An 18,571-nucleotide genomic window follows, 5' to 3' on the forward strand; every position below is an offset into this window, starting at 1 on the left:
TTTCCCTCTCCCGCGAGCGGGAAAGCGAATGCCCTTGCGGCGGGCCGAATTCTTCAGCGCTTGATCGACACCAGCTGCAGCATGATCGTGTCGCCCTTGCGATCGGCCTGTTCGATCTGCACCGGCAACCAGCCCAGCGATTCGGCGAACCAGACGCGGCCGACGCGGCGGCGATCGTCGTCGTCGTCGCCTTCGCGGCGCAGCACCACGGTCGAGTAGCTGCCGGCCGGTACCTTCAGCGTCTCCGTGCTGCCGCGCACGTAGCGCATGTCTTCGACGCGATCCTTGACCGCGACCTTGTAGTCGAAGCTCTTCGCCCCGTGCAGCAGATCGGTGGCGAGCGCGAGCGTGACGCTCTGTCGATCGATCAAGCCCGCTACGGTCGCGTAGCGGAATTCGCCGCCTTCGCGCACGCGTACCTCGTGCGCGGTCCAGTCGAACTCGGCCTTGCGCGTGCGCTGCTTGAACGCGCCGTCCTGCTGGTAGTCGTAGCTCAGCGCGAGCGGGCGGCCGTTGTCCCAGCGGAAGCGCGAAGTCTCGACGATGTGGATGCCGGCGATCTTGGCCAGACCTTCGGTACCGTGCGTTTCGCTGCGCAAGGTCCAGCTGCCGTCACGGTTGTCGGACAGTTCCAGCGTGGTGCGGCCGAGCTCGCTGCCGTTCTGCAAGGTCGCGTATTCGGCGCGGAAGGGTTTGATCGAGTCGGGCTTGGCCGAATCGGTTTTGACTGGCTCGGTCTTGGTCGAATCGGCTTTCGCCGCAGCCGCTTTGGCTGCGGGCTTGTTCGCCGCCGGATGGGTCGCAGCGGGCGCCGCGAAGGTCGAAGTCAGCGCGAACAGATTCAGCAGTAACGCGGAGAGCAGGATTCTCATCGAAGGATTCCGCCGAACGAAGGTTTCAGTGTCGCGGGAATTGGCTGAACCTGCGCTCACGCGAGGCTGCCGTCCGCGCTCAGACGCAGCGGCGCCGCCAGCGGTTTGCCGCGATGGAGCACTTGCGAGCCGGCCAGCGCGATGCGCCCGGCGGCGATCTCTTTGACGCAGGCGACTAGCAGGCGATGCTCGTCGGCCAACAGGCGCTGCGCGAGAGTCTCGGCGTCGTCACCGGCGTGGATCGGGATTTCCACTTGCGCGATCAGCGGACCGCCGTCGAGTTCGGCGGTGACGAAGTGCACGCTCGATCCGTGCGTCGCGTCGCCCGCTTCGAGCGCACGCCGGTGCGTATGCAGGCCGCGATATTTGGGCAGCAGCGAGGGGTGGATGTTGACGATGCGGCCGATCCACGGCGCCAAAGCGGCCGGATCGAGGATGCGCATGAAGCCGGCCAGCACGATCAGCGCGGGCGCATACGCGGCGATGCGCTCGAACAGGTCGGCGTCGAAGGCGGCTCGGCTCGGATAGCTCTTCGGGTCGAGCGCCAGCGTGGCGATGCCGGCTTCTTCGGCGCGGCGCAGAGCCAACGCCTGTGTCTTGTCGCTGCCGACCACGACGATTTCGATCGGCAGCTCGCCTGCACGATGCGCCTCGATCAGCGCCTGCAAGTTGGAGCCGCGGCCGGAGGCCAGCACGGCCACGCGCAGAGGCGCGCTCACTGGAGGGGGCGCTGCATCGATCGCCACGAGTTCAGAGCAAACTCCAAGCGACGGCGGCCATCGGCAGCACGCCGAGCGCGGTGGCAATCGAGGCGCGCACCCGCGCGCCCGAAAAAGCGTAACCCGACAGCCAGAGCGAACCGAGAAGACAGAGGATGCCGACGAACAGCGCCAGCATGGACTGGTTTCGCATCGCTTCGATTTCGGTACGCGAAACCGTCGGCGCCGGATCGCCGAGCTGCGACATGAAACCGTAGTACGCCAACGGCCAAGCGAGTACGACCAAGAGCAGCGCGAGATTGGCGGCCGCGCTCGGCTTCATATCAACCGATGTGCACGCGTTCGTCGCCGCTCGCGGCAACCACTTCGCCGATCGCGATCGCCTCGAGACCGAGCGAGCGCAGCGCGGCGATCGTGGTTTCGCGTTCGGTCGCGCCGACGATCAGCACATAACCAATGCCGCAATTGAAGGTGCGCCACATTTCTTCGCGCGCGACGCGGCCTTCGCGCTGCAGCCAGTCGAACACCGGCGGCAATGTCCAAGCGCTCGCATCGAGCGCGATGCCGAGGTGCTCGGGCACGACGCGGATGATGTTCTCCTTCAGCCCGCCGCCGGTGATGTGCGCCATGCCGTGCACGGGCTGGCGTTTGAGCAGATCCAGGATCGGCTTGACGTAGATCGTGGTCGGCGCCATCAGCGCATCGGCCAGCGTGACGCCGCCGAGGTCGAGGTCGAAACCGCCGTTGTCGGCGGCGACGCCGGCACGCGCGAGGATCTTGCGGATCAGCGAGTAGCCGTTGGAATGCGGTCCGCTCGACGGGATACCGACGATCACGTCGCCGGCCTGCACCTTGGCGCCGTCGATCAAGGCCGATTTTTCGACCGCGCCGACGCAGAAGCCGGCGAGGTCGTATTCACCCGGCGGATACATGTCCGGCATCTCGGCCGTTTCGCCACCGATCAGGGCGCAACCGGCCAGCTCGCAGCCTTTGGCGATGCCGCCGACGACGCTGACGGTGGTGTCGACGTCGAGCTTGCCGGTGGCGAAATAGTCGAGGAAGAACAGCGGCTCGGCGCCCTGCACCAGCACGTCGTTGACGCACATGCCGACCAGGTCGATGCCGATGGTGTCGTGGCGGCCGAGTTGCTGCGCCAGCTTGAGCTTCGTACCGACGCCGTCGGTGCCCGAAACCAGGACCGGCTCGCGGTAGCGGCCGGCCAGTTCGAACAGCGCGCCGAAACCGCCGAGCCCGGCCATCACTTCGGGCCGGAAGGTGCGCTTGACCAGCGGCTTGATCCGCTCGACGACTTCGTTGCCCGCGTCGATGTCGACGCCGGCGGCGCGGTAGCTCAAGCTTTCCTGGTCGGAGGACATGGCGAAGGAATGTTTTTCGGGGCGCGGATGATACACCGGCACCGCTCGGCCGAGCCCGCGCCGGGGCGGCGGCATGGACGTGCCGGCGGGCTTTGGGCAGACTTGCGCCCATTCCCTGCAGGCAGTCGGCCCGAGATGCGAGCGTCCTTTCCGTTGCGCGCGATCGTTTTCCTGCTGGCGCTGCTCGCCGCCTGGGCGGCCGTCGCCGCGCCCGGCTCCTATAGCGGCGAAGCGCCGGTCAACTCGCAATCCGACGACGAGCGCGCCGGCGCCCTCAAAACGGCATTGGCCAACGTCGTCGTCGCACAGTCGGGCGACAGCGGCGTGCTCGCGCGCGGCGACGTCGCCAAGGCGGTCGAGCAGGCGGAGCGTTATCTCTTGCAATACCAATACCGCCGCGGCGACGGATCCGGCGCGAAGTACGTGCTGGTCGCGCAGTTCGACGCCGCGGCGGTGAACCAGCTGCTGCGCCGGCTCGGCCTCGGTCCGGCCGGTGCGGCGGCGGAGCCCGAGGTCGCCGACGCGCCGAGCGAGGCGACGGTGTGGATCGGCGGCATCAACAACGCGAACGATTACGCGCGCGTGATCGGCTATCTCGCGCGCAACAACTTCGTGCGCAGCGCGCAGCCGATGCAGGCGCGCGGCGACGGCGTGCTGGTGCGCTTGTCCTTGGCGGCGAGCCTGGCGCGTTTCCTTGAGGCCGCCGCGATGGAGCGCACGCTCGGCGCGATCCAAACGGGAGCGAAGGTCGACGGCGTCGATGCGACGCTCGCGCTCACTCCGTAGTACGCGGCGCCGATGCTGCGCCATCTGCCCAATCTGATCACCGGCCTGCGTATCCTGCTGGCGGTGCCGCTGTGCTGGCTGATCGCGCGCGAACGTTACGACGGCGCCTTGCTGGTCGCGGCGGTGGCCGGCGCCAGCGACGCGCTCGACGGCTTCTTGGCCAAGCATTACGGCTGGCAGAGCTGGATCGGCGGCATGCTCGATCCGATCGCCGACAAGCTGCTGCTGACCACCGCGTTCGTCTCGCTGCTCTTGGTCGGCGCATTGCCGCTGTGGCTGGTCGGCTTGATCGTCGCGCGCGATCTGGTCATCGTCGCCGGCGCGGCCGGCTATCACTGGCTGATCGGTCGTTTCGACGCGGCGCCGAGCCGGCTGTCTAAGCTGACCACGACCTTGCAGATCGTGTTCGTCCTGGTCGAACTCCTGCATCTGTCGCAATGGTTGACCATACCCGCCGCGCTGCGCGGACTTCTGGCCGTGCTGACCGCGCTGGTCACGCTCGCCAGCGGTCTGCACTATGTGGTGATCTGGGGTGCGCGCGCACGGCGCGCGAAGCAAACGGAGAAAAGACATGACGGATAACGGCGGCACGCGGCTCGACTTGCGCTGGCAGGGATTGATCCTGCTGTTGGTGGTCGGCGGCGTGATCTACCTGCTGTCGCCGGTCTTGATGCCGTTCGTGGTGGCGGCTTTGTTCGCCTACCTGCTCGATCCTCTGGTCGATCGTCTCGAAAAGCGTATGGGCCGCAGTTTCGCGGTCAGCCTGGTGTTCCTGGTCGCCACCATCCTGGTGGTCGCGGTGGTGCTGGTGCTGGTGCCCTTCATCGAGCGGCAGATCAGCAATTTCCTGGCCCAGCTGCCGATCTGGCTGAACTGGTTCCAGACTCGCGCCACGCCGTGGCTGCAAGCGCGTTTCGGCATCTCGCCCGACATCCTCGACACGCAGAAGATTCTCGAAGCCTTGCAGGCGAACTGGAAGGAAGCGGGCGGCTTCGCCGCCACCGTGGTGGCGAAAGTGTCCAAGTCCGGCATGACCCTGGTCGGTTGGGTCTTGAACCTGGTCATGATTCCGGTGGTCGCGTTCTACCTGCTGCGCGATTGGGACATCCTGGTCGCGCGCATCCACGCGCTGATCCCGCGTTCGATCGAGCCGGTGATTTCGCGTCTCGCGCGCGAGTCCGACGACGTGCTCGGTGCGTTCCTGCGCGGCCAGCTCAGTGTGATGATCGCGCTCGGCCTACTCTACGGCATCGGCCTGTGGCTGGTCGGCATCGACGTCGGTCCCTTGATCGGCATGATCGCCGGCCTGATCAGCTTCGTGCCGTATTTGGGCGCCATCACTGGCGTGCTGATGGGCGTGATCGCGGCGCTGGTGCAGTATCAGGACTGGTTCCACGTCGCCTTGGTGCTCGGCGTGTTCGTGGTCGGCCAGACTCTCGAAGGCTACGTGCTGGTGCCCAAGCTGGTCGGCGACAAGATCGGCCTGCATCCGGTCGCGGTGATCTTCGCCGTGCTCGCCGGCGGCGAACTGTTCGGCTTCCTCGGCGTGTTGCTGGCGTTGCCGGTTGCTTCGGTGGTGATGGTGGTGCTGCGCTATTTGTACGAGCGCTACACGCAGAGCGAGCTGTACACCACGCGTGCGCAGCCGGAGATCATCGTGCCGGGGGCGGAAAGTGCCGCGGCGCCGTCGGTGATCATCGTCGAAACCTCTTCGCCCAAGAGTTCCGAACCTCCCGCCGGCGCATGACCGATCAGTTGCCGCTCGCGCTGCGCTGGCCGGCGCATCAACGTTTCGAAAGCTTCAGCGCAGGTCCCAACGCGGCCGCGCTGGAACTCCTGCGCGCCGTCGCGCTTGGTGCGGACGAGGCGTGGCCGTACCTGGCCGGGCCCAGCGGCAGCGGCCGCACGCACCTCTTGATTGCCGCCTGCGCCGCCGCCAACGCGGCCGGGCGCAGCGCGCAGTACCTGTCGCTGGCGGCGCTGCATGAACGCCGTGCCGAGGCGATTCGCGGCTTCGGCGGCAGCGACCTGCTCGCGATCGACGATCTCGATGCGATCGCCGGCGAGCGCGACGCCGAACACGCGACCTTCGATCTCTACAACCGCTGCCGCGCCGAGCACACCAGCGTGGTTTTTGCCGCCAGCGTTCCGCCGGCGCAACTGGGCATCGGTTTACCTGACCTGGTTTCGCGCCTGTCCGCCTGCGCTCAACTCGCGCTGAAGCCGCTCGATGAAGCCGCGCGCCGTGATCTGTTGCGCGAACGCGCGCAAGGGCGCGGTATCGAACTCGACGAAGCGGCGTTGGATTGGCTGTTTGCGCGCGGCCGGCGCGATCTCGCCTCGCTGTTCGCTGCGCTCGATCGCATCGATCGCGCCTCGCTCGCTTCGCAGCGGCGCGTGACGGTGCCGTTTCTGCGCGGCCTGCTCGGCCGCGATACGGAAACGGATCGACGCGGCTAGGAATTCTTGCGTGTCGCGGCGCCGGCGCTCTGCGCGCGCTCCAGTTCCTGCAACTGTTCGCGCGTTCCGATGTTGTACCAAACGCCGTCGTAGCGCTCGCCTGACAGTCGCGCCTGACGCATCGCGTGCTGATACATCGGCAGCAGCTTGAAGCGTCCATCCGGCTCGTCGGCCACCAGCTCGGGACGATACACGCCGATGTTGCCGAAGGTCAGGCGTTCGCCGGCGCCGTCTTCGTTCAATCGCGTGCCGTCGAGCCAGAAATCGCCGCGCGAATGGAAGTCCGGATTGGGCACCATGACCAGATGCGCCAGCCCCGGCGGGTCGGACGGCAGCCTCGCGTAGTCGTAGTCGCTGACGATGTCGCCGCTGACGGCGATGAACGGCGCCGCGCCCAGCAAGGGCAGCGCGCGTCGCATGCCGCCGCCGGTTTCCAGCGGCTGCGCGCCTTCGTAGCTGTAGTGGATCGAGAGGCCCCAGCGCGAGCCGTCACCGAGCGCGGCCGGAAACTGCTCGGCCAGATGTGAGGTGTTGATGACGACGCGCTCGATACCGAGCGTCGCGAGCTTGTCGAGATGGCGTTCGATCAGGCGCTTGCCGCCGACGGCGAGCAAGGGTTTGGGTGTTGCGTCGGTCAGCGGACGCAGGCGCTCGCCACGGCCGGCGGCGAAGATCAGCGCGCTGCGAATCGTCATGCCGCGATCTCGCGCGGTCGCGTCAGATCGCGCCCGTCGAGTGCGTGTTCGAGCAGATCGGCCAGTACCGCCAACTCGGGATGCGCCCGCGCGACGTCGATCACGTAGCGCCAGACCAGCGGTAAGTCGGCCAGATATTGCGCCTTGCCGTCGCGATAGCAGAGCCGGCAGAACAAGCCGAGTACCTTGAGATGGCGTTGCAGGCCGGTCAGGTCGAACCAGCGCCGGAATGTTGCAGCATCGATCCGGTGCGACGGCGCCAGGCGATGGCGGTAGCCCTCGCGCCAGCCTTCGACGCGTTCGGGCTCCCACGCGATGTAGCAGTCGCGCAGCAGGGAGGCGAGGTCGTAGGTGAGCGGTCCGATCACGGCGCCCTGAAAATCGATGATGCCCGGATTTGCGATCTGCGACGCGAAGCTCTCTTTCCCGCCTTCCCGGCACACCATCAGATTGCGGCTGTGATAGTCGCGATGCATGAAGCCTTGCGGCTGCTCGCGCGCGGCGGCGACGAGCCGATCGAAGGCGGCTTCAATCGTCGTACGCTGCGCCGGCGACAGCGACACGCCGAGATGACGGCCGAGAAACCACTCCGGCATCAGTCCGAGTTCCATGCGTAGGAAGGCGTCGTCGAACGGCGGGAGTCCGCCTGCATCGACGCGAGTCTGCATGCGCTGCAGCGCATCGAGCGCGTCCGCATACAGGGCGTCCGCGCTGCCTGCATCGAGCTCGGGCAGGTAGGCGCGTGAGCCGAGGTCTTCCATCAGGATGAAGCCGCCGCTGCGATCGACCGCGAATACTTCGGGCACGTGCAAACCGGCGCCGCGCAGGCGCGTGCCGATCTCGAGCCAGGGCTCGATGTTTTCCTTTTCCGGCGGCGCATCCATGACGATGCGCGTGCTGCCGTCGGCAAGCGTCACGCGCCAGTAGCTGCGGAAGCTGGCGTCGGCGGAAGCGGGTGCCAGTGTGGGGGCGGCGCCTGGGAGCGCGGCGGCCACGAAGCGAGACAGCGCCGCATGGCGGCCGGGAGAATCGATCACGCGCGTGTCTTTGTCGGAAGGGCCCTGTGATGCGTATTGTCGGCGCAGACGCGCTTCCAGTTCCAGTTTCAGTGCTGAAGGCACATCGCCAATGCCTCTCCGCTATGCGCTAGCAGGGTTCGACCAAACTAGGGTTGTACGATGACTTTCGCAGGAGTAGGGTCGCGTTCGCGCAGCCGGCCGTCCGAACGGCGGTTGCGCGAGAGGGGGCATACAACCGGGGAGAGGTGCGATGCGTAGATCGGTTTCGTCGATTCTCGTCTTTTCGCTCGCGGTCGCGACTCTGCCGATGCAGCTGTCAGCGCAAGAAATCAATCCGAACTATTCGATCTCGGCCGTCGGCCCGGACTCCTTGCAAGGGCCGATCGGTGCGGTCTTGGCAGACCGGTTCACGGTTCGGATCGTCGATCGCGACGGGCGACCGGTGCCCGACATCGTGGTCTGGTTCTATCCCAACTGCACCATACGTCCGCCGGAAGACCCGGTGGTGCCCTGTGCCCAGGGCAGTTTCGTCGGTATTGCGCCGGACCAGCTGGTGACGGCGACCACCGATCAGAACGGTACCGCGGTCGCGCCGCCTTACAAGGTCGACGGGTCCATCGACATCGTCGCGGGCGCCTACGATTGGAACGACGGCAGCGCGAACGACGTCATCGGCTGGCCGCCCCTGGTCGAGTTTTTCCATGTCAATCATCGCGCCGGAGAACCGCCCGATTCCGGCAACCCGGTGGTGACGCCGAATGGAACGCCGACGCCGTTTGCGGCTCCGGCTTTGTCGTCCTGGGGTTTGATCGCGTTGACGATCCTGGTGCTCGGCATCGGCGCGGCGCGCAGGAAGTTTGTTCGATAAGAGGCACCGCAGCGGCGTGGGTGTTGGTTCCTCCGTTTGACGGTCGCGCCGATTAAATAGTACCATTTAGGTCCTATTTGAACTCCGCGTGTGTCTCCGATGCTCCGCGTCAGCAAACTGACCGACTACGCCACCGTCGTCATGACCTGCCTCGCCACCGCGGGCGAGGGCGTGCTCAGCGCGCAGACGCTGGCCGAGCGCGCGCGCCTGGAGGCGCCGACGGTCAGCAAGCTGTTGAAGCAGCTGGCGCAGGCGGAGCTGGTCGTGTCCACGCGCGGCATCAACGGCGGTTATCGGCTGGCGCGCGCGCCGCAGGACATCTCGATCGCCGACATCGTGACCGCGATGGAAGGGCCGATCGGCATGACCGAATGCAGCGCGCATTCCGGCGCCTGCGGCCACGAATCGCATTGCGGCGTACGTGTGAATTGGCAGCGCATCAACCATGCGATCGCGACCGCGCTGGCCGAGGTCAGCCTGGCCGACATGCTCAAACCGCCGCCGCGCCGCGGCGCCGCGATCCCGTTGCGGGTCGCGGTCTCTTGAGCGAAACGGGCATGGACGGCCGTTCCTCGACACCGCCTCCGGGACGAGCGCAGACAACCTCTAGGCAGCCTTCGTGACATGGCCACCGAACGAATCCAAATGGAAAAGCAATTGCGCGAACGCGCCGAACCGCCGGCCGGCAACGAAGCCGTCGTCGAAGCCCTCAATCGCCGCTACAGCGCCGGTTTCGTCACCGATATCGAGAGCGAAAGCCTGCCGCCGGGCTTGAACGAGGACGTCGTGCGCGCGATTTCGGCGCGCAAGAACGAGCCGGAATGGATGACCGAGTGGCGCTTGAAGGCGTATCGCCATTGGCTGACGATGACGCCGCCGCACTGGGCCAAGCTCGACATCGAGCCGATCGATTTCCAGGCGATCAGCTACTACTCGCAACCGAAGAACCGGCCGAAGTCGCTTGACGAGGTCGACCCCAAGCTGCTCGAAACCTACGACAAGCTCGGCGTGCCGCTGCACGAGCGCGCGCGCCTGGCCGGCGTCGCGGTCGACGCGGTGTTCGACTCGGTCTCGGTCGGCACCACCTTCCGCAAGGAGCTCGCCGCGGTCGGCGTGATCTTCTGTTCGATCAGCGAAGCGGTGCGCGAACATCCGGAGCTGGTGCAGAAGTACCTCGGCAGCGTGGTGCCGCCCGGCGACAACTACTTCGCCGCGCTGAACTCGGCGGTGTTCTCCGACGGTTCGTTCGTGTTCGTACCCAAGGGCGTGCGCTGCCCGATGGAGCTGTCGACCTATTTCCGCATCAATGCGCGCGACACCGGCCAGTTCGAGCGCACCTTGCTGATCGCCGAAGAGGGCGCCAGCGTGTCGTATCTGGAAGGCTGTACCGCGCCGATGCGCGACGAGAACCAGTTGCACGCCGCCGTGGTCGAGCTGGTCGCGCTGGACGATGCGCAGATCAAGTACTCGACCGTGCAGAACTGGTACCCGGGCGACGAGAACGGCGTCGGCGGCATCTACAACTTCGTCACCAAGCGCGGCGACTGCCGCGGCGCGCGCTCGAAGATTTCCTGGACTCAGGTCGAAACCGGTTCGGCGATCACTTGGAAATATCCGAGCTGCGTCTTGCGCGGCGACGATTCGGTCGGCGAGTTCAATTCGGTCGCGCTGACCCACCATCGCCAGCAGGCCGACACCGGCACCAAGATGATCCACATCGGCCGCAACACAAAGTCGAAGATCGTCTCCAAGGGCATCAGCGCCGGGCGCGGGCAGAACACCTATCGCGGCCTGGTCAAGGTCGAGAAAGGCGCTGAAGGTGCGCGCAACCACACCCAATGCGACAGCTTGCTGATCGGCAAGAAGTGCGGCGCGCACACCTTCCCCTACATCGAAGTCAAGAATCCCGGTGCCGTCGTCGAGCACGAGGCGACCACCTCGAAAATCTCCGACGACCAGCTGTTCTACTGCCGCGCGCGCGGCATCGGCGAGGAAGACGCGGTGTCGATGATCGTCGACGGCTTCTGCAAGCAGGTGTTCAAGGAGCTGCCGATGGAGTTCGCGGTGGAGGCGAAGAAGCTGCTCGAAGTGTCGCTCGAAGGAGCGGTGGGGTGAGGGCTATTTCACTGCTGGGCCTTCCGCTCGTTCTCTGCGCATGCCTTCCCATCCCGATCCGCTCTGCAGATTCACCGGACATCTCCGGACGATTGCTGAAGGACGGCACGCCGCTCCCGGCGCAGACGATCTGCGTAATCTCGCCTTTCTCCAAGCCCGCACGAGCCTGCTCGACCACCGATGCGGAGGGCCGTTTTCAAGTCCGCTCGCTGGAACATTGGGGCACGATGAGCTTGGCCGGTGACCGCCCCGTTCAATATCGAGTCGAGTGGCAGGGCGAACAGGAACCGTTGAGTCTCTATACCGGAATAGGAGTGGGTTCCCCGGGCCGATCCGAAGCGCTGCAGTGCGATGTCGGCAAGCCGCTTACGATCGGACGGGATCGAAATTCGCAGCCCGTATTTTGCAAGATCGTGTTTTGAGCGGGATTTGAAATGGATGCATTCGCGAAAGAATTGACGATCAGGCCGGCGAGGAACGAGGACGCCGCTTCGATTCATGCGCTGATCTGCGAACTCGCCGACTACGAAAAGCTGCGCCACGAAGTCGACGCGAGCGAAGCGGACACCGCCGCGGCGCTGTTCGGCGCCAATCCGCGCGCGTTCGCCGAGATCGCGCGGTGGCAGGGCGAGGTGGCCGGCTTCTCGCTCTGGTTCTACAACTATTCGACCTTCCGCGGCCGCCACGGCATTTATCTGGAAGATTTGTACGTGCGTCCGCCGTTTCGCGGGCGCGGCATCGGCAAGGCATTGATTGCGAATCTGGCCGCGCGCTGCGAGGCCGAAGGGCTGCCGCGCCTGCAGTGGCAGGTGCTGGACTGGAATACGCCGTCGATCGAGTTCTACCGCTCGCTCGGCGCCAAGCTGATGCCCGAATGGATCGGTTGCCGCGTCGAAGGCGAGGCGATCGCGAAGCTCGCGCACCCATGATGCAGTCGTCGTTTCCCGCTTTAGGAAACGGCGCGAACGAGAGATGACGATGATGCTGAAAATCGACGACCTGCACGTCCGCGTCGCGGGCAAGGAAATCCTCAAAGGTCTTTCGCTGGAAGCGAAGGCCGGCGAAGTGCACGCGATCATGGGCCCCAACGGCGCCGGCAAGTCCACGCTCGGCAATGTGCTGGCCGGACGCGAAGGCTACGAGGTCACCCAAGGCTCGGTGAGCTACGACGGCCAGGACCTGCTCGCCCTCGAACCGGAAGAACGCGCCGCCGCCGGCGTCTTCCTCGCGTTCCAGTATCCGGTCGAGATTCCGGGCGTCAACAACACCTATTTCCTGCGCGCCGCGCTGAACGCGCAGCGCAAGCGGCGCGGCGAGAGCGAACTCGATTCGATGCAGTTTCTGAAGCGCGTACGCGAGAAGCTCGCCGTGCTGCATCTCAAGGACGAGCTGCTTCATCGCGCCGTCAACGAAGGATTCTCCGGCGGTGAGAAGAAGCGCAACGAGATCTTCCAGATGGCGCTGCTCGAGCCGAAGCTGGCGATCCTCGACGAAACCGACTCGGGCCTGGACATCGACGCGCTGAAGCTGGTCGCCGACGGCGTCAACGCGATGCGCGATCCGGCGCGCGCCTTCCTCGTCGTCACCCATTATCAGCGTCTGCTCGACTACATCGTGCCCGACGTCGTGCACGTGCTCGCCGACGGGCGCATCGTCGAATCGGGTGACGCTGGGCTTGCGCACAAGCTGGAGGAACACGGCTACGCCTGGATCGCCGAGCGTCACCTGCCGCGAGCGGCGGGAGCTGCGTGATGGCAGCGGCGTCGAGAGAGAACGACCTGCTGGAGGAATTCGGCCGTGGCGACGCGCAGGCACGCGCGGAGTCGTGGCGTTACAGCAAGACGGCGCTGCGCGCGCTGGCGCAGCAGGAATTCGCGCCGGCCGATCCGCAGGCGCCGTTGCCCGACGCGTTGCGCGCACAGTTCGAATGGCCGCGAACGCAGGGCCGCCGCGTGGTGGTCGTCAATGGCGTGGTGGCGGAACGCTATTCCGATATCGGGCAGATCGGCGCTGCGGTAACCGTCGGCGAATCGTCCGGCAACAGCTATTCGATCCGCATCGACGGCGACGTCGACGAACCGATGCACGTGGTGCACGTCAGCGTGCCGTCGGCGCAGCCGAGCCGCTGGCAGGCGACGGTGGAAGTGGCGCTCGTGAGCGGACGCGCCTGCATCGTCGAGCAATATCTCGGTGTCGAGGGCGCGCCGCTGCTCGGTTCGGTGCAGCGCAAGTTCGAGCTCGCCGAAGGCACCCAGCTCGACTTGGTCAGCTTGTGCGAGCTGCCCGAATCGGTCGCCACGTATCGCCGGGTCGAAGCACATGTCGGCGCCGAAGCGAGGTTGCGCACCGCGCACGTGCTGCTCGGCGGACGTCTGCAGCGCTTGGATCTGCAGGTCGATCTCGCCGGTGCGGGCGCGCGCTTGGAATCGCGCGGCGTGTTCGCCTTGCGCGGCCGCGCGCATGCCGACACCCACCTCGACATCCGCCATCTCGCGCGCGACACCGCCTGCGACGTGCTCTGGCGCGGCGTCGCCGACCAGCGCGCGCGCGGCATCTTCCACGGCGCGATCACTGTCGCCGCCGGCGCCGACGGCAGCGACGCACAGCTGTCGAACAAGAATCTGCTGCTGTCGGCGCTGGCCGAGATCGACACGCAGCCGGTGCTCGAAATCTACGCCGACGAGGTCAAGGCCGCGCATGGCGCCACCGTCGGCCGGCTCGACGAAAGCGCGCTGTTCTATCTGCGTTCGCGCGGGATTCCGCTGGCCGACGCGCGGCGCCTGATGATCGTGGCGTTCTGTCGCGAAGTGCTCGACGGCGTCGCCGATCCCGATCTGCGCGAGCGCCTGGCGCAACGCGTGCAGACCGTCCTGCCGACGCAAGAATGAGGTTCGCGGCGGCCGCGCGATGCGTGCCTTCGTCGCGGGTGCCGATCCAACGAGAACTCGCCGAGATGAACAGCCAAGTCAATCCGTACCGCAACGACTTTCCGATCCTCGCGCGCGAGGTCCACGGCAAGCCGCTGATCTACTTCGACAACGCCAACACCTCGCAGAAGCCGCAAGTGGTCATCGACACGGTCGATCGCTACTACCGTGAGACCAATGCGAACGTCGCGCGCGCCGTGCACGCGCTCGGCGAGGCCGCCACGGCGGCTTACGAAGGCGTGCGCGACAAGCTCGCGCGCTACCTCAACGCGGCGACGCGCGACGAAGTGATCTTCACCAGCGGCACCACTCAGGCGATCAACACCGTCGCTTACAGCTACGCGCTGCCGCGTCTGCAGCCGGGCGACCAGATCCTGGTCACCACGATGGAGCACCACGCCAACATCGTGCCGTGGCAGCTGGTCGCCGCGCGCACCGGCGCGCAGGTGATCGCGGCGCCGATCACACAAAGCGGCGAGCTGATCGTCGAGGAATTCGTTGCGCGCTTGAACCCGCGTGTGAAGCTGGCCGGCGTGACCCACGTCTCCAACGTGCTCGGCACGATCAATCCGGTGCGCGAACTGGCCAAGGCTTGCCGCGCGCACGGCGTGCCGCTCTTGGTCGATGGTTCGCAGGCAGCGCCGCACCTGCCGATCGACGTGCAAGCACTCGGCTGCGATTTCTACGCGCTGACCGGGCACAAGCTGTACGGTCCGACCGGCACCGGCGTGCTGTGGGCGCGTAAGGAGCATCTGGCGCAGATGCCGCCGTTCTTCGGCGGCGGCGAGATGATCCGCACGGTCAGTTTCGAAGGCACCACCTTCGCCGACGCGCCGCACAAGTTCGAAGCCGGCACGCCCAACATCGCCGGCTTCGTCGGCCTCGGCGCCGCGCTCGACTACGTCGGGCAGGTCGGCCTCGACACGATCGCCGCGATCGAGAGCGATCTGCTCGCGTACGCCACCGACGCGCTGAAATCGGTGCCGGGTCTGCGCTTGTTCGGTGAAGCGAAAGCGAAAGCGCCGGTGCTGTCGTTCCTGATCGACGGCGTGCACGCGCACGATCTGGCGACCTTGCTCGACCACGAAGGCGTCGCGGTGCGCTCGGGCCATCATTGCGCGCATCCGTTGATGCAGTTCTATGGGGTGCCTGCGACGGCGCGCGCTTCGTTGGCGTTCTACAACACGCGTGAGGAAGTCGACGCGTTCATCGCCGCGATCGGCCGGGTGCGCAAGCTGCTGGGATGATGCGTGCCATCCTCTTCGAGCACGGATTTCGACGAGCAGGCCGTTGCGGCCGCACTTTTGCATGAATCCCCTGTACGCACCACGGGTGCTCGAACACTATCGGCAGCCGCATCGGCGCGGTGCGCTGACGCAATGCACGCACGCCGCCGACGGCCGCAATCCGCTCTGCGGCGATGCGTTGCGGATCGAATTGCGTTGCACGGACGGTCACTTAGCCGAGTTCGCTTTCTCCGGTGAAGCCTGCGCGATCGCGACCGCGAGCGCCTCGATGCTCGGCGATGTCGCCGTCGGTCTGGCGCCGGCGCAGATCGCAGCGCTGGCCGCGCGTTTCGGCGCGTTGCTCGAAGGCGCGGCGGAGGATCCTGCGCTCGGCGACTTGAACGCACTGCGCGCTTTGCAGAATCATCCGGCGCGGCGCAAATGTGCGCTGCTGCCTTGGGCCGCGCTGCAGGCTGCGCTGAGTGGCCATTCCCTCATCAGTACCGAAACGGAGCACGTATGAACACCCTTGCCACCGCCCCGATCACCTTTCGAGCCGCGGCTGCCGACGATGTCGCCGCGATCGTCGCGCTGGTGGAATCGGCCTACCGCGGCGAGGTCAGCAAGCAGGGCTGGACCACCGAAGCCGACATGCTCGAAGGCCAGCGCACCGATCCGCAAGGCGTCGCCGCCCTGATCGGCAAGCACGACTGCAAAGTCCTGCTCGGCGAGTCGGAGGGCGGCCTGCTCGCCTGTGCGCATATCGAAGCGACAGCAGGCGAGGGCGGCGCGCGCATCGGTTACTTCGGCATGTTCTCGGTCAGGCCGAACCTGCAGGGCGGCGGCGTCGGCCGCGCCATGCTGACCGAAGCCGAGCGCATCGCGCGCGAGGAATGGGGCTGCGGGGAGATGCAGATGACGGTGATCTCGATCCGCAACGAGCTGATCGCCTGGTACGAGCGGCGCGGCTACCGGCGCACCGGCAAGTACAAGCCGTTTCCGTACGGCGACGAGCGCTTCGGCATTCCCAAGCGCGACGATCTTCGCTTCGAACTCCTGGCCAAGACGCTGTGAGCGGCTGGGTTCGCGTCTGTCCGCAGTCGGAGCTGCTGCCGGGCGAATACCGCAACGTCTACGACGGCGACACGCCGATTGCCGTGTTCAATCTCGACGGCGTGCTGTACGCGCTGGAAGACGTCTGCACGCACGACGGCGGCGAGCTGACCGGCGGCCTCATCGAAGGCCACGAGATCGAATGCCCTCGCCACGGCGCGCGCTTCGACATCACCACCGGCGCGGTGCTGTGCCCGCCGGCGTACGAGCCGGTGGCGAAATTCCCGGTCAAGCTCGAAGACGGCGTCGTTTACACGCGCGACGATCGCTGAGATCGCTCGCCCTCCTGCCGTGACCTCGCTCACGGACGACGAGCGGGTCATACGCACTCCCTTCTGGCCTGCGCCAGCACCAGAAAAAAACACGACGTCCCGGTCGAATGGCGCTTGGCGGAATCCAGCGCCGTATGGCGTATCACAAGCACGATCGATGCGTATCGGCATTCGCCAAGGGGCGTGCGATGAAAATACGACGTTTTCGGCTGCGCGAAACATTCTCGGCAACGGCCGCAGGAGTTCTGCTGACCGTCGTCTTCGCATGGGGTTCGGGCGTCGTTGAGGCACAGACCTGCCTGTCGCCGCAGATCCTGCTGGGAGGCAGTTCGCCGGTCTCGGGCAACACCTGCGGCGGCGAGCACATCGCCGACGTGCTTTGCGCCGCAGTCGGCAATCCCGGACCCAATACAGTATTCGCATTCGCGCTGAACGGGCCATCCAGCGGCGCGTTCGTCTTGGCGTCGGGTACGGATGGATTCGTCCCGGTTATGTACTTGTCCAGTAGTACCCAAGCTTGCGATGTCGCCGCTTGTCTCGCGACGGGCGAGGTCGGCGCACCGATTTCGGTCGCCGGTCTGGGCGCCGGTTCGTACCGCCTGATCATCGCCGCCACACCGGAAGCAGGGGCCGGCTCCTGCGGAGCCTTCACGCTGAGCTACGACATCGCAACGATCGATCGCATCTTCGCCGACGGTTTCGATCGTATCTGACCGATGCGATCAACCGGCCGGGAAGCGCAAGGTCACGCGCAAACCACGGCTGTCGCGGCCGCGATCGAACACCACGCTGGCGCGGTGCCGCTCGGCGATGCGGCGCACGATCGCGAGCCCAAGCCCGGAGCCTTCGGGTCGGCTGTCGGGCGGACGGAAGAAACGCTCGCCCAGGCGCGGCCACCATTCCGGCGCGACGCCGGGGCCGGAATCCTCGACTGCGAGCGCGATCGCGTCGCCGTCGCGGCCGATCGAGATCGTCACCGTGCCGCGCGCGCCGGCGTAGCTCAGCGCGTTGTCGACCAGGTTGACCAGCGCTTCGCGCAACATCACCGCGTCGCCGCTGACCAAGAGGCCGTCGGCCGGTCCTTCGTAACCGAGATCGATGCGCGCAGCGAGCGCGTCCGGCACACGTTCGCCGGCGTAGGCGCGCGCCAGGCGGGCGAGGTCGACCGAGCAGGTACTGGAGTCGTCCTCGTTCACGGTCTGCGCGCGCGCCAGCGCGAGCAGCTGGCCGGCGGCGCGGCCGGCGCCGGTGGACAGGCGTTCAACGTGGACCAGCGCATCGCGCACGCTGTCGGGGCGTGGATCGGCGAGTGCGCGTTCGGCTTGCAGGCGCAAGCCGGCCAGGGGCGTGCGCAGCTGGTGCGCGGCGTCGGCGATGAAACGTTCTTGCAAGTCGAGCAGTTCGCGCAGGCGCGCGAACAGCGCATCGATCGTGCGCGTCAACGGGCGGATCTCGATCGGCACCTGACTCTGGTCCAGCGCGGACAGATCGCGTGCGCGGCGCTGCGCGATCTGCTGGGTCAAGGGGTCGAGCAGACGCAAGCCGCGGCTGACGCCGAACCAGACCAGCACCAGCACGATGAGGATCAGGAGCAGCACGATCGGCGAGGTGCCGATCAGGATTTCGCGCGCGAGTTCGCGCCGCTGGGTGAGCGCTTCGGCGATCGAGATGACTACCGTGTCGGCCGGATCGTCCTGACCGATCGCGAGCGAGGCCATGCGCAGCTCGCGCCCGTTCAGCACGATCGAATCGAGCCGCGGCGACGCGCCGATCGCCGGCTGCGTCAACGGCAGCGGCAACTCCAGATTGGAGGCGAGCATGCCGTGATTGAGGCTGTGCACGGCGTAGTAGGTCGGGTTGTCGCTGTCGTACTCGATCAGGATGCGCACCTGCGGGCTGAGCTCTTCGCGCCCGGCCTCGCTGCGCGTCATCCGTTCCAGCATCAGCGCGCCCTCGACCAGCGAGCGGTCGTAGTTGACGTTGGCGTAGTACAGCGCGAGGCCGTAGATCAAGGCGCCGCTGCCGAGCCAGGCAAGCACCATCGGCACCACCAGGATCGTCAGCAGGCGCCGACGCAGGCTCGGCGGCCGGCTAGCGCGCATCGGGCGTCGTTCCCGCTGCGG

At 66.5% G+C, this 18,571-nt stretch carries 23 protein-coding genes; 16 read left to right on the plus strand and 7 right to left on the minus strand.

Annotated elements, in window-relative coordinates:
• Nucleotides 1–53: 53 nt before the first annotated feature.
• The 4 genes from AC3QL3_RS04760 to purM are packed head-to-tail and all read right to left on the minus strand — an operon-like array spanning nucleotide 54 to nucleotide 2,967.
• Nucleotides 54–872, minus strand: a complete 819-nt coding sequence (locus AC3QL3_RS04760) for a DUF3108 domain-containing protein (RefSeq protein WP_492897177.1) — start codon at nucleotides 870–872, stop codon at nucleotides 54–56.
• A 56-nt stretch (nucleotides 873–928) separates the two neighbouring features.
• Nucleotides 929–1,591, minus strand: coding sequence for a phosphoribosylglycinamide formyltransferase (purN, locus tag AC3QL3_RS04765; protein ID WP_492897179.1), 663 nt, complete (start codon nucleotides 1,589–1,591; stop codon nucleotides 929–931).
• 31 nt (nucleotides 1,592–1,622) lie between these two features.
• On the minus strand, nucleotides 1,623–1,913 hold the full coding sequence (locus AC3QL3_RS04770) for a hypothetical protein (RefSeq protein ID WP_492897180.1): 291 nt from the start codon (nucleotides 1,911–1,913) through the stop codon (nucleotides 1,623–1,625).
• A gap of 1 nt (nucleotide 1,914) precedes the next feature.
• Nucleotides 1,915–2,967, minus strand: coding sequence for a phosphoribosylformylglycinamidine cyclo-ligase (purM, locus tag AC3QL3_RS04775; RefSeq protein ID WP_492897181.1), 1,053 nt, complete (start codon nucleotides 2,965–2,967; stop codon nucleotides 1,915–1,917).
• 153 nt (nucleotides 2,968–3,120) lie between these two features.
• On the opposite strand from purM, the gene AC3QL3_RS04780 reads away from it, so the two are divergent.
• The 4 genes from AC3QL3_RS04780 to hda are packed head-to-tail and all read left to right on the plus strand — an operon-like array spanning nucleotide 3,121 to nucleotide 6,213.
• A complete protein-coding gene (locus AC3QL3_RS04780; protein ID WP_492897182.1) occupies nucleotides 3,121–3,753 on the plus strand; it encodes a DUF8605 domain-containing protein in 633 nt (210 codons plus the stop codon).
• A gap of 12 nt (nucleotides 3,754–3,765) precedes the next feature.
• A complete protein-coding gene (locus AC3QL3_RS04785) occupies nucleotides 3,766–4,335 on the plus strand; it encodes a CDP-alcohol phosphatidyltransferase family protein (protein ID WP_492897183.1) in 570 nt (189 codons plus the stop codon).
• Nucleotides 4,325–5,500 (plus strand): AI-2E family transporter, encoded by a 1,176-nt coding sequence (locus AC3QL3_RS04790; RefSeq protein WP_492897184.1) that lies wholly within the window; start codon nucleotides 4,325–4,327, stop codon nucleotides 5,498–5,500. The genes AC3QL3_RS04785 and AC3QL3_RS04790 overlap by 11 nt, the downstream gene beginning before the upstream one ends.
• The gene (gene hda, locus AC3QL3_RS04795; RefSeq protein ID WP_492897186.1) at nucleotides 5,497–6,213 is read left to right on the plus strand and encodes a DnaA regulatory inactivator Hda; all 717 of its coding nucleotides are present in this window, start codon (nucleotides 5,497–5,499) and stop codon (nucleotides 6,211–6,213) included. The genes AC3QL3_RS04790 and hda overlap by 4 nt, the downstream gene beginning before the upstream one ends.
• Here the strand turns inward: hda and murU are convergent.
• A complete protein-coding gene (gene murU, locus AC3QL3_RS04800; protein ID WP_492898862.1) occupies nucleotides 6,210–6,902 on the minus strand; it encodes an N-acetylmuramate alpha-1-phosphate uridylyltransferase MurU in 693 nt (230 codons plus the stop codon). The two genes, hda and murU, sit on opposite strands and share 4 nt — an antisense overlap.
• A 2-nt stretch (nucleotides 6,903–6,904) precedes the next feature.
• Entirely contained in the window at nucleotides 6,905–7,945 is a 1,041-nt protein-coding gene (locus AC3QL3_RS04805; RefSeq protein ID WP_492897187.1) for an aminoglycoside phosphotransferase family protein, read from the minus strand.
• A gap of 232 nt (nucleotides 7,946–8,177) precedes the next feature.
• Between AC3QL3_RS04805 and AC3QL3_RS04810 the strand changes: the two genes are divergently transcribed.
• The 12 genes from AC3QL3_RS04810 to AC3QL3_RS04865 all read left to right on the plus strand — a co-directional run bounded on the left by AC3QL3_RS04810 (nucleotide 8,178) and on the right by AC3QL3_RS04865 (nucleotide 17,161).
• A complete protein-coding gene (locus tag AC3QL3_RS04810; protein ID WP_492897188.1) occupies nucleotides 8,178–8,795 on the plus strand; it encodes a hypothetical protein in 618 nt (205 codons plus the stop codon).
• 99 nt (nucleotides 8,796–8,894) lie between these two features.
• Nucleotides 8,895–9,341: an SUF system Fe-S cluster assembly regulator gene (locus AC3QL3_RS04815; protein ID WP_492897190.1), complete on the plus strand. Its 447-nt coding sequence runs from the start codon at nucleotides 8,895–8,897 to the stop codon at nucleotides 9,339–9,341.
• Between the two features lie 99 nt (nucleotides 9,342–9,440).
• Nucleotides 9,441–10,910 (plus strand): Fe-S cluster assembly protein SufB, encoded by a 1,470-nt coding sequence (sufB, locus tag AC3QL3_RS04820; RefSeq protein WP_492897191.1) that lies wholly within the window; start codon nucleotides 9,441–9,443, stop codon nucleotides 10,908–10,910.
• On the plus strand, nucleotides 10,907–11,332 hold the full coding sequence (locus tag AC3QL3_RS04825; protein ID WP_492897192.1) for a hypothetical protein: 426 nt from the start codon (nucleotides 10,907–10,909) through the stop codon (nucleotides 11,330–11,332). The genes sufB and AC3QL3_RS04825 overlap by 4 nt, the downstream gene beginning before the upstream one ends.
• A 12-nt stretch (nucleotides 11,333–11,344) precedes the next feature.
• Nucleotides 11,345–11,839: a GNAT family N-acetyltransferase gene (locus tag AC3QL3_RS04830; RefSeq protein ID WP_492897194.1), complete on the plus strand. Its 495-nt coding sequence runs from the start codon at nucleotides 11,345–11,347 to the stop codon at nucleotides 11,837–11,839.
• Between the two features lie 52 nt (nucleotides 11,840–11,891).
• Complete coding sequence (gene sufC / locus AC3QL3_RS04835; RefSeq protein WP_492898864.1) at nucleotides 11,892–12,662, plus strand: Fe-S cluster assembly ATPase SufC; 771 nt, start codon at nucleotides 11,892–11,894, stop codon at nucleotides 12,660–12,662.
• Nucleotides 12,662–13,798, plus strand: coding sequence for a Fe-S cluster assembly protein SufD (gene sufD / locus AC3QL3_RS04840; RefSeq protein ID WP_492897195.1), 1,137 nt, complete (start codon nucleotides 12,662–12,664; stop codon nucleotides 13,796–13,798). The genes sufC and sufD overlap by 1 nt, the downstream gene beginning before the upstream one ends.
• Before the next feature lie 65 nt (nucleotides 13,799–13,863).
• Nucleotides 13,864–15,084, plus strand: coding sequence for an aminotransferase class V-fold PLP-dependent enzyme (locus AC3QL3_RS04845; RefSeq protein ID WP_492897196.1), 1,221 nt, complete (start codon nucleotides 13,864–13,866; stop codon nucleotides 15,082–15,084).
• Between the two features lie 61 nt (nucleotides 15,085–15,145).
• Nucleotides 15,146–15,586 carry a Fe-S cluster assembly sulfur transfer protein SufU gene (gene sufU, locus AC3QL3_RS04850; RefSeq protein WP_492897197.1) on the plus strand — a complete coding sequence of 147 codons (441 nt, stop codon included), beginning with the start codon at nucleotides 15,146–15,148 and terminating at the stop codon, nucleotides 15,584–15,586.
• Complete coding sequence (locus AC3QL3_RS04855; protein ID WP_492897198.1) at nucleotides 15,583–16,137, plus strand: GNAT family N-acetyltransferase; 555 nt, start codon at nucleotides 15,583–15,585, stop codon at nucleotides 16,135–16,137. The genes sufU and AC3QL3_RS04855 overlap by 4 nt, the downstream gene beginning before the upstream one ends.
• Entirely contained in the window at nucleotides 16,134–16,448 is a 315-nt protein-coding gene (locus AC3QL3_RS04860) for a non-heme iron oxygenase ferredoxin subunit (protein WP_492897199.1), read from the plus strand. Before AC3QL3_RS04855 ends, AC3QL3_RS04860 begins: the two co-directional genes overlap by 4 nt.
• 188 nt (nucleotides 16,449–16,636) lie before the next feature.
• Nucleotides 16,637–17,161, plus strand: coding sequence for a hypothetical protein (locus tag AC3QL3_RS04865; RefSeq protein ID WP_492897200.1), 525 nt, complete (start codon nucleotides 16,637–16,639; stop codon nucleotides 17,159–17,161).
• Nucleotides 17,162–17,170: 9 nt separating this feature from the next.
• Here AC3QL3_RS04865 and AC3QL3_RS04870 read toward each other — a convergent pair whose 3' ends face one another.
• Entirely contained in the window at nucleotides 17,171–18,550 is a 1,380-nt protein-coding gene (locus AC3QL3_RS04870) for a sensor histidine kinase (RefSeq protein WP_492897201.1), read from the minus strand.
• Between the last annotated feature and the right edge of the window lie 21 nt (nucleotides 18,551–18,571).

This window comes from Dokdonella sp. GW821-FHT11D02 (assembly GCF_058808595.1).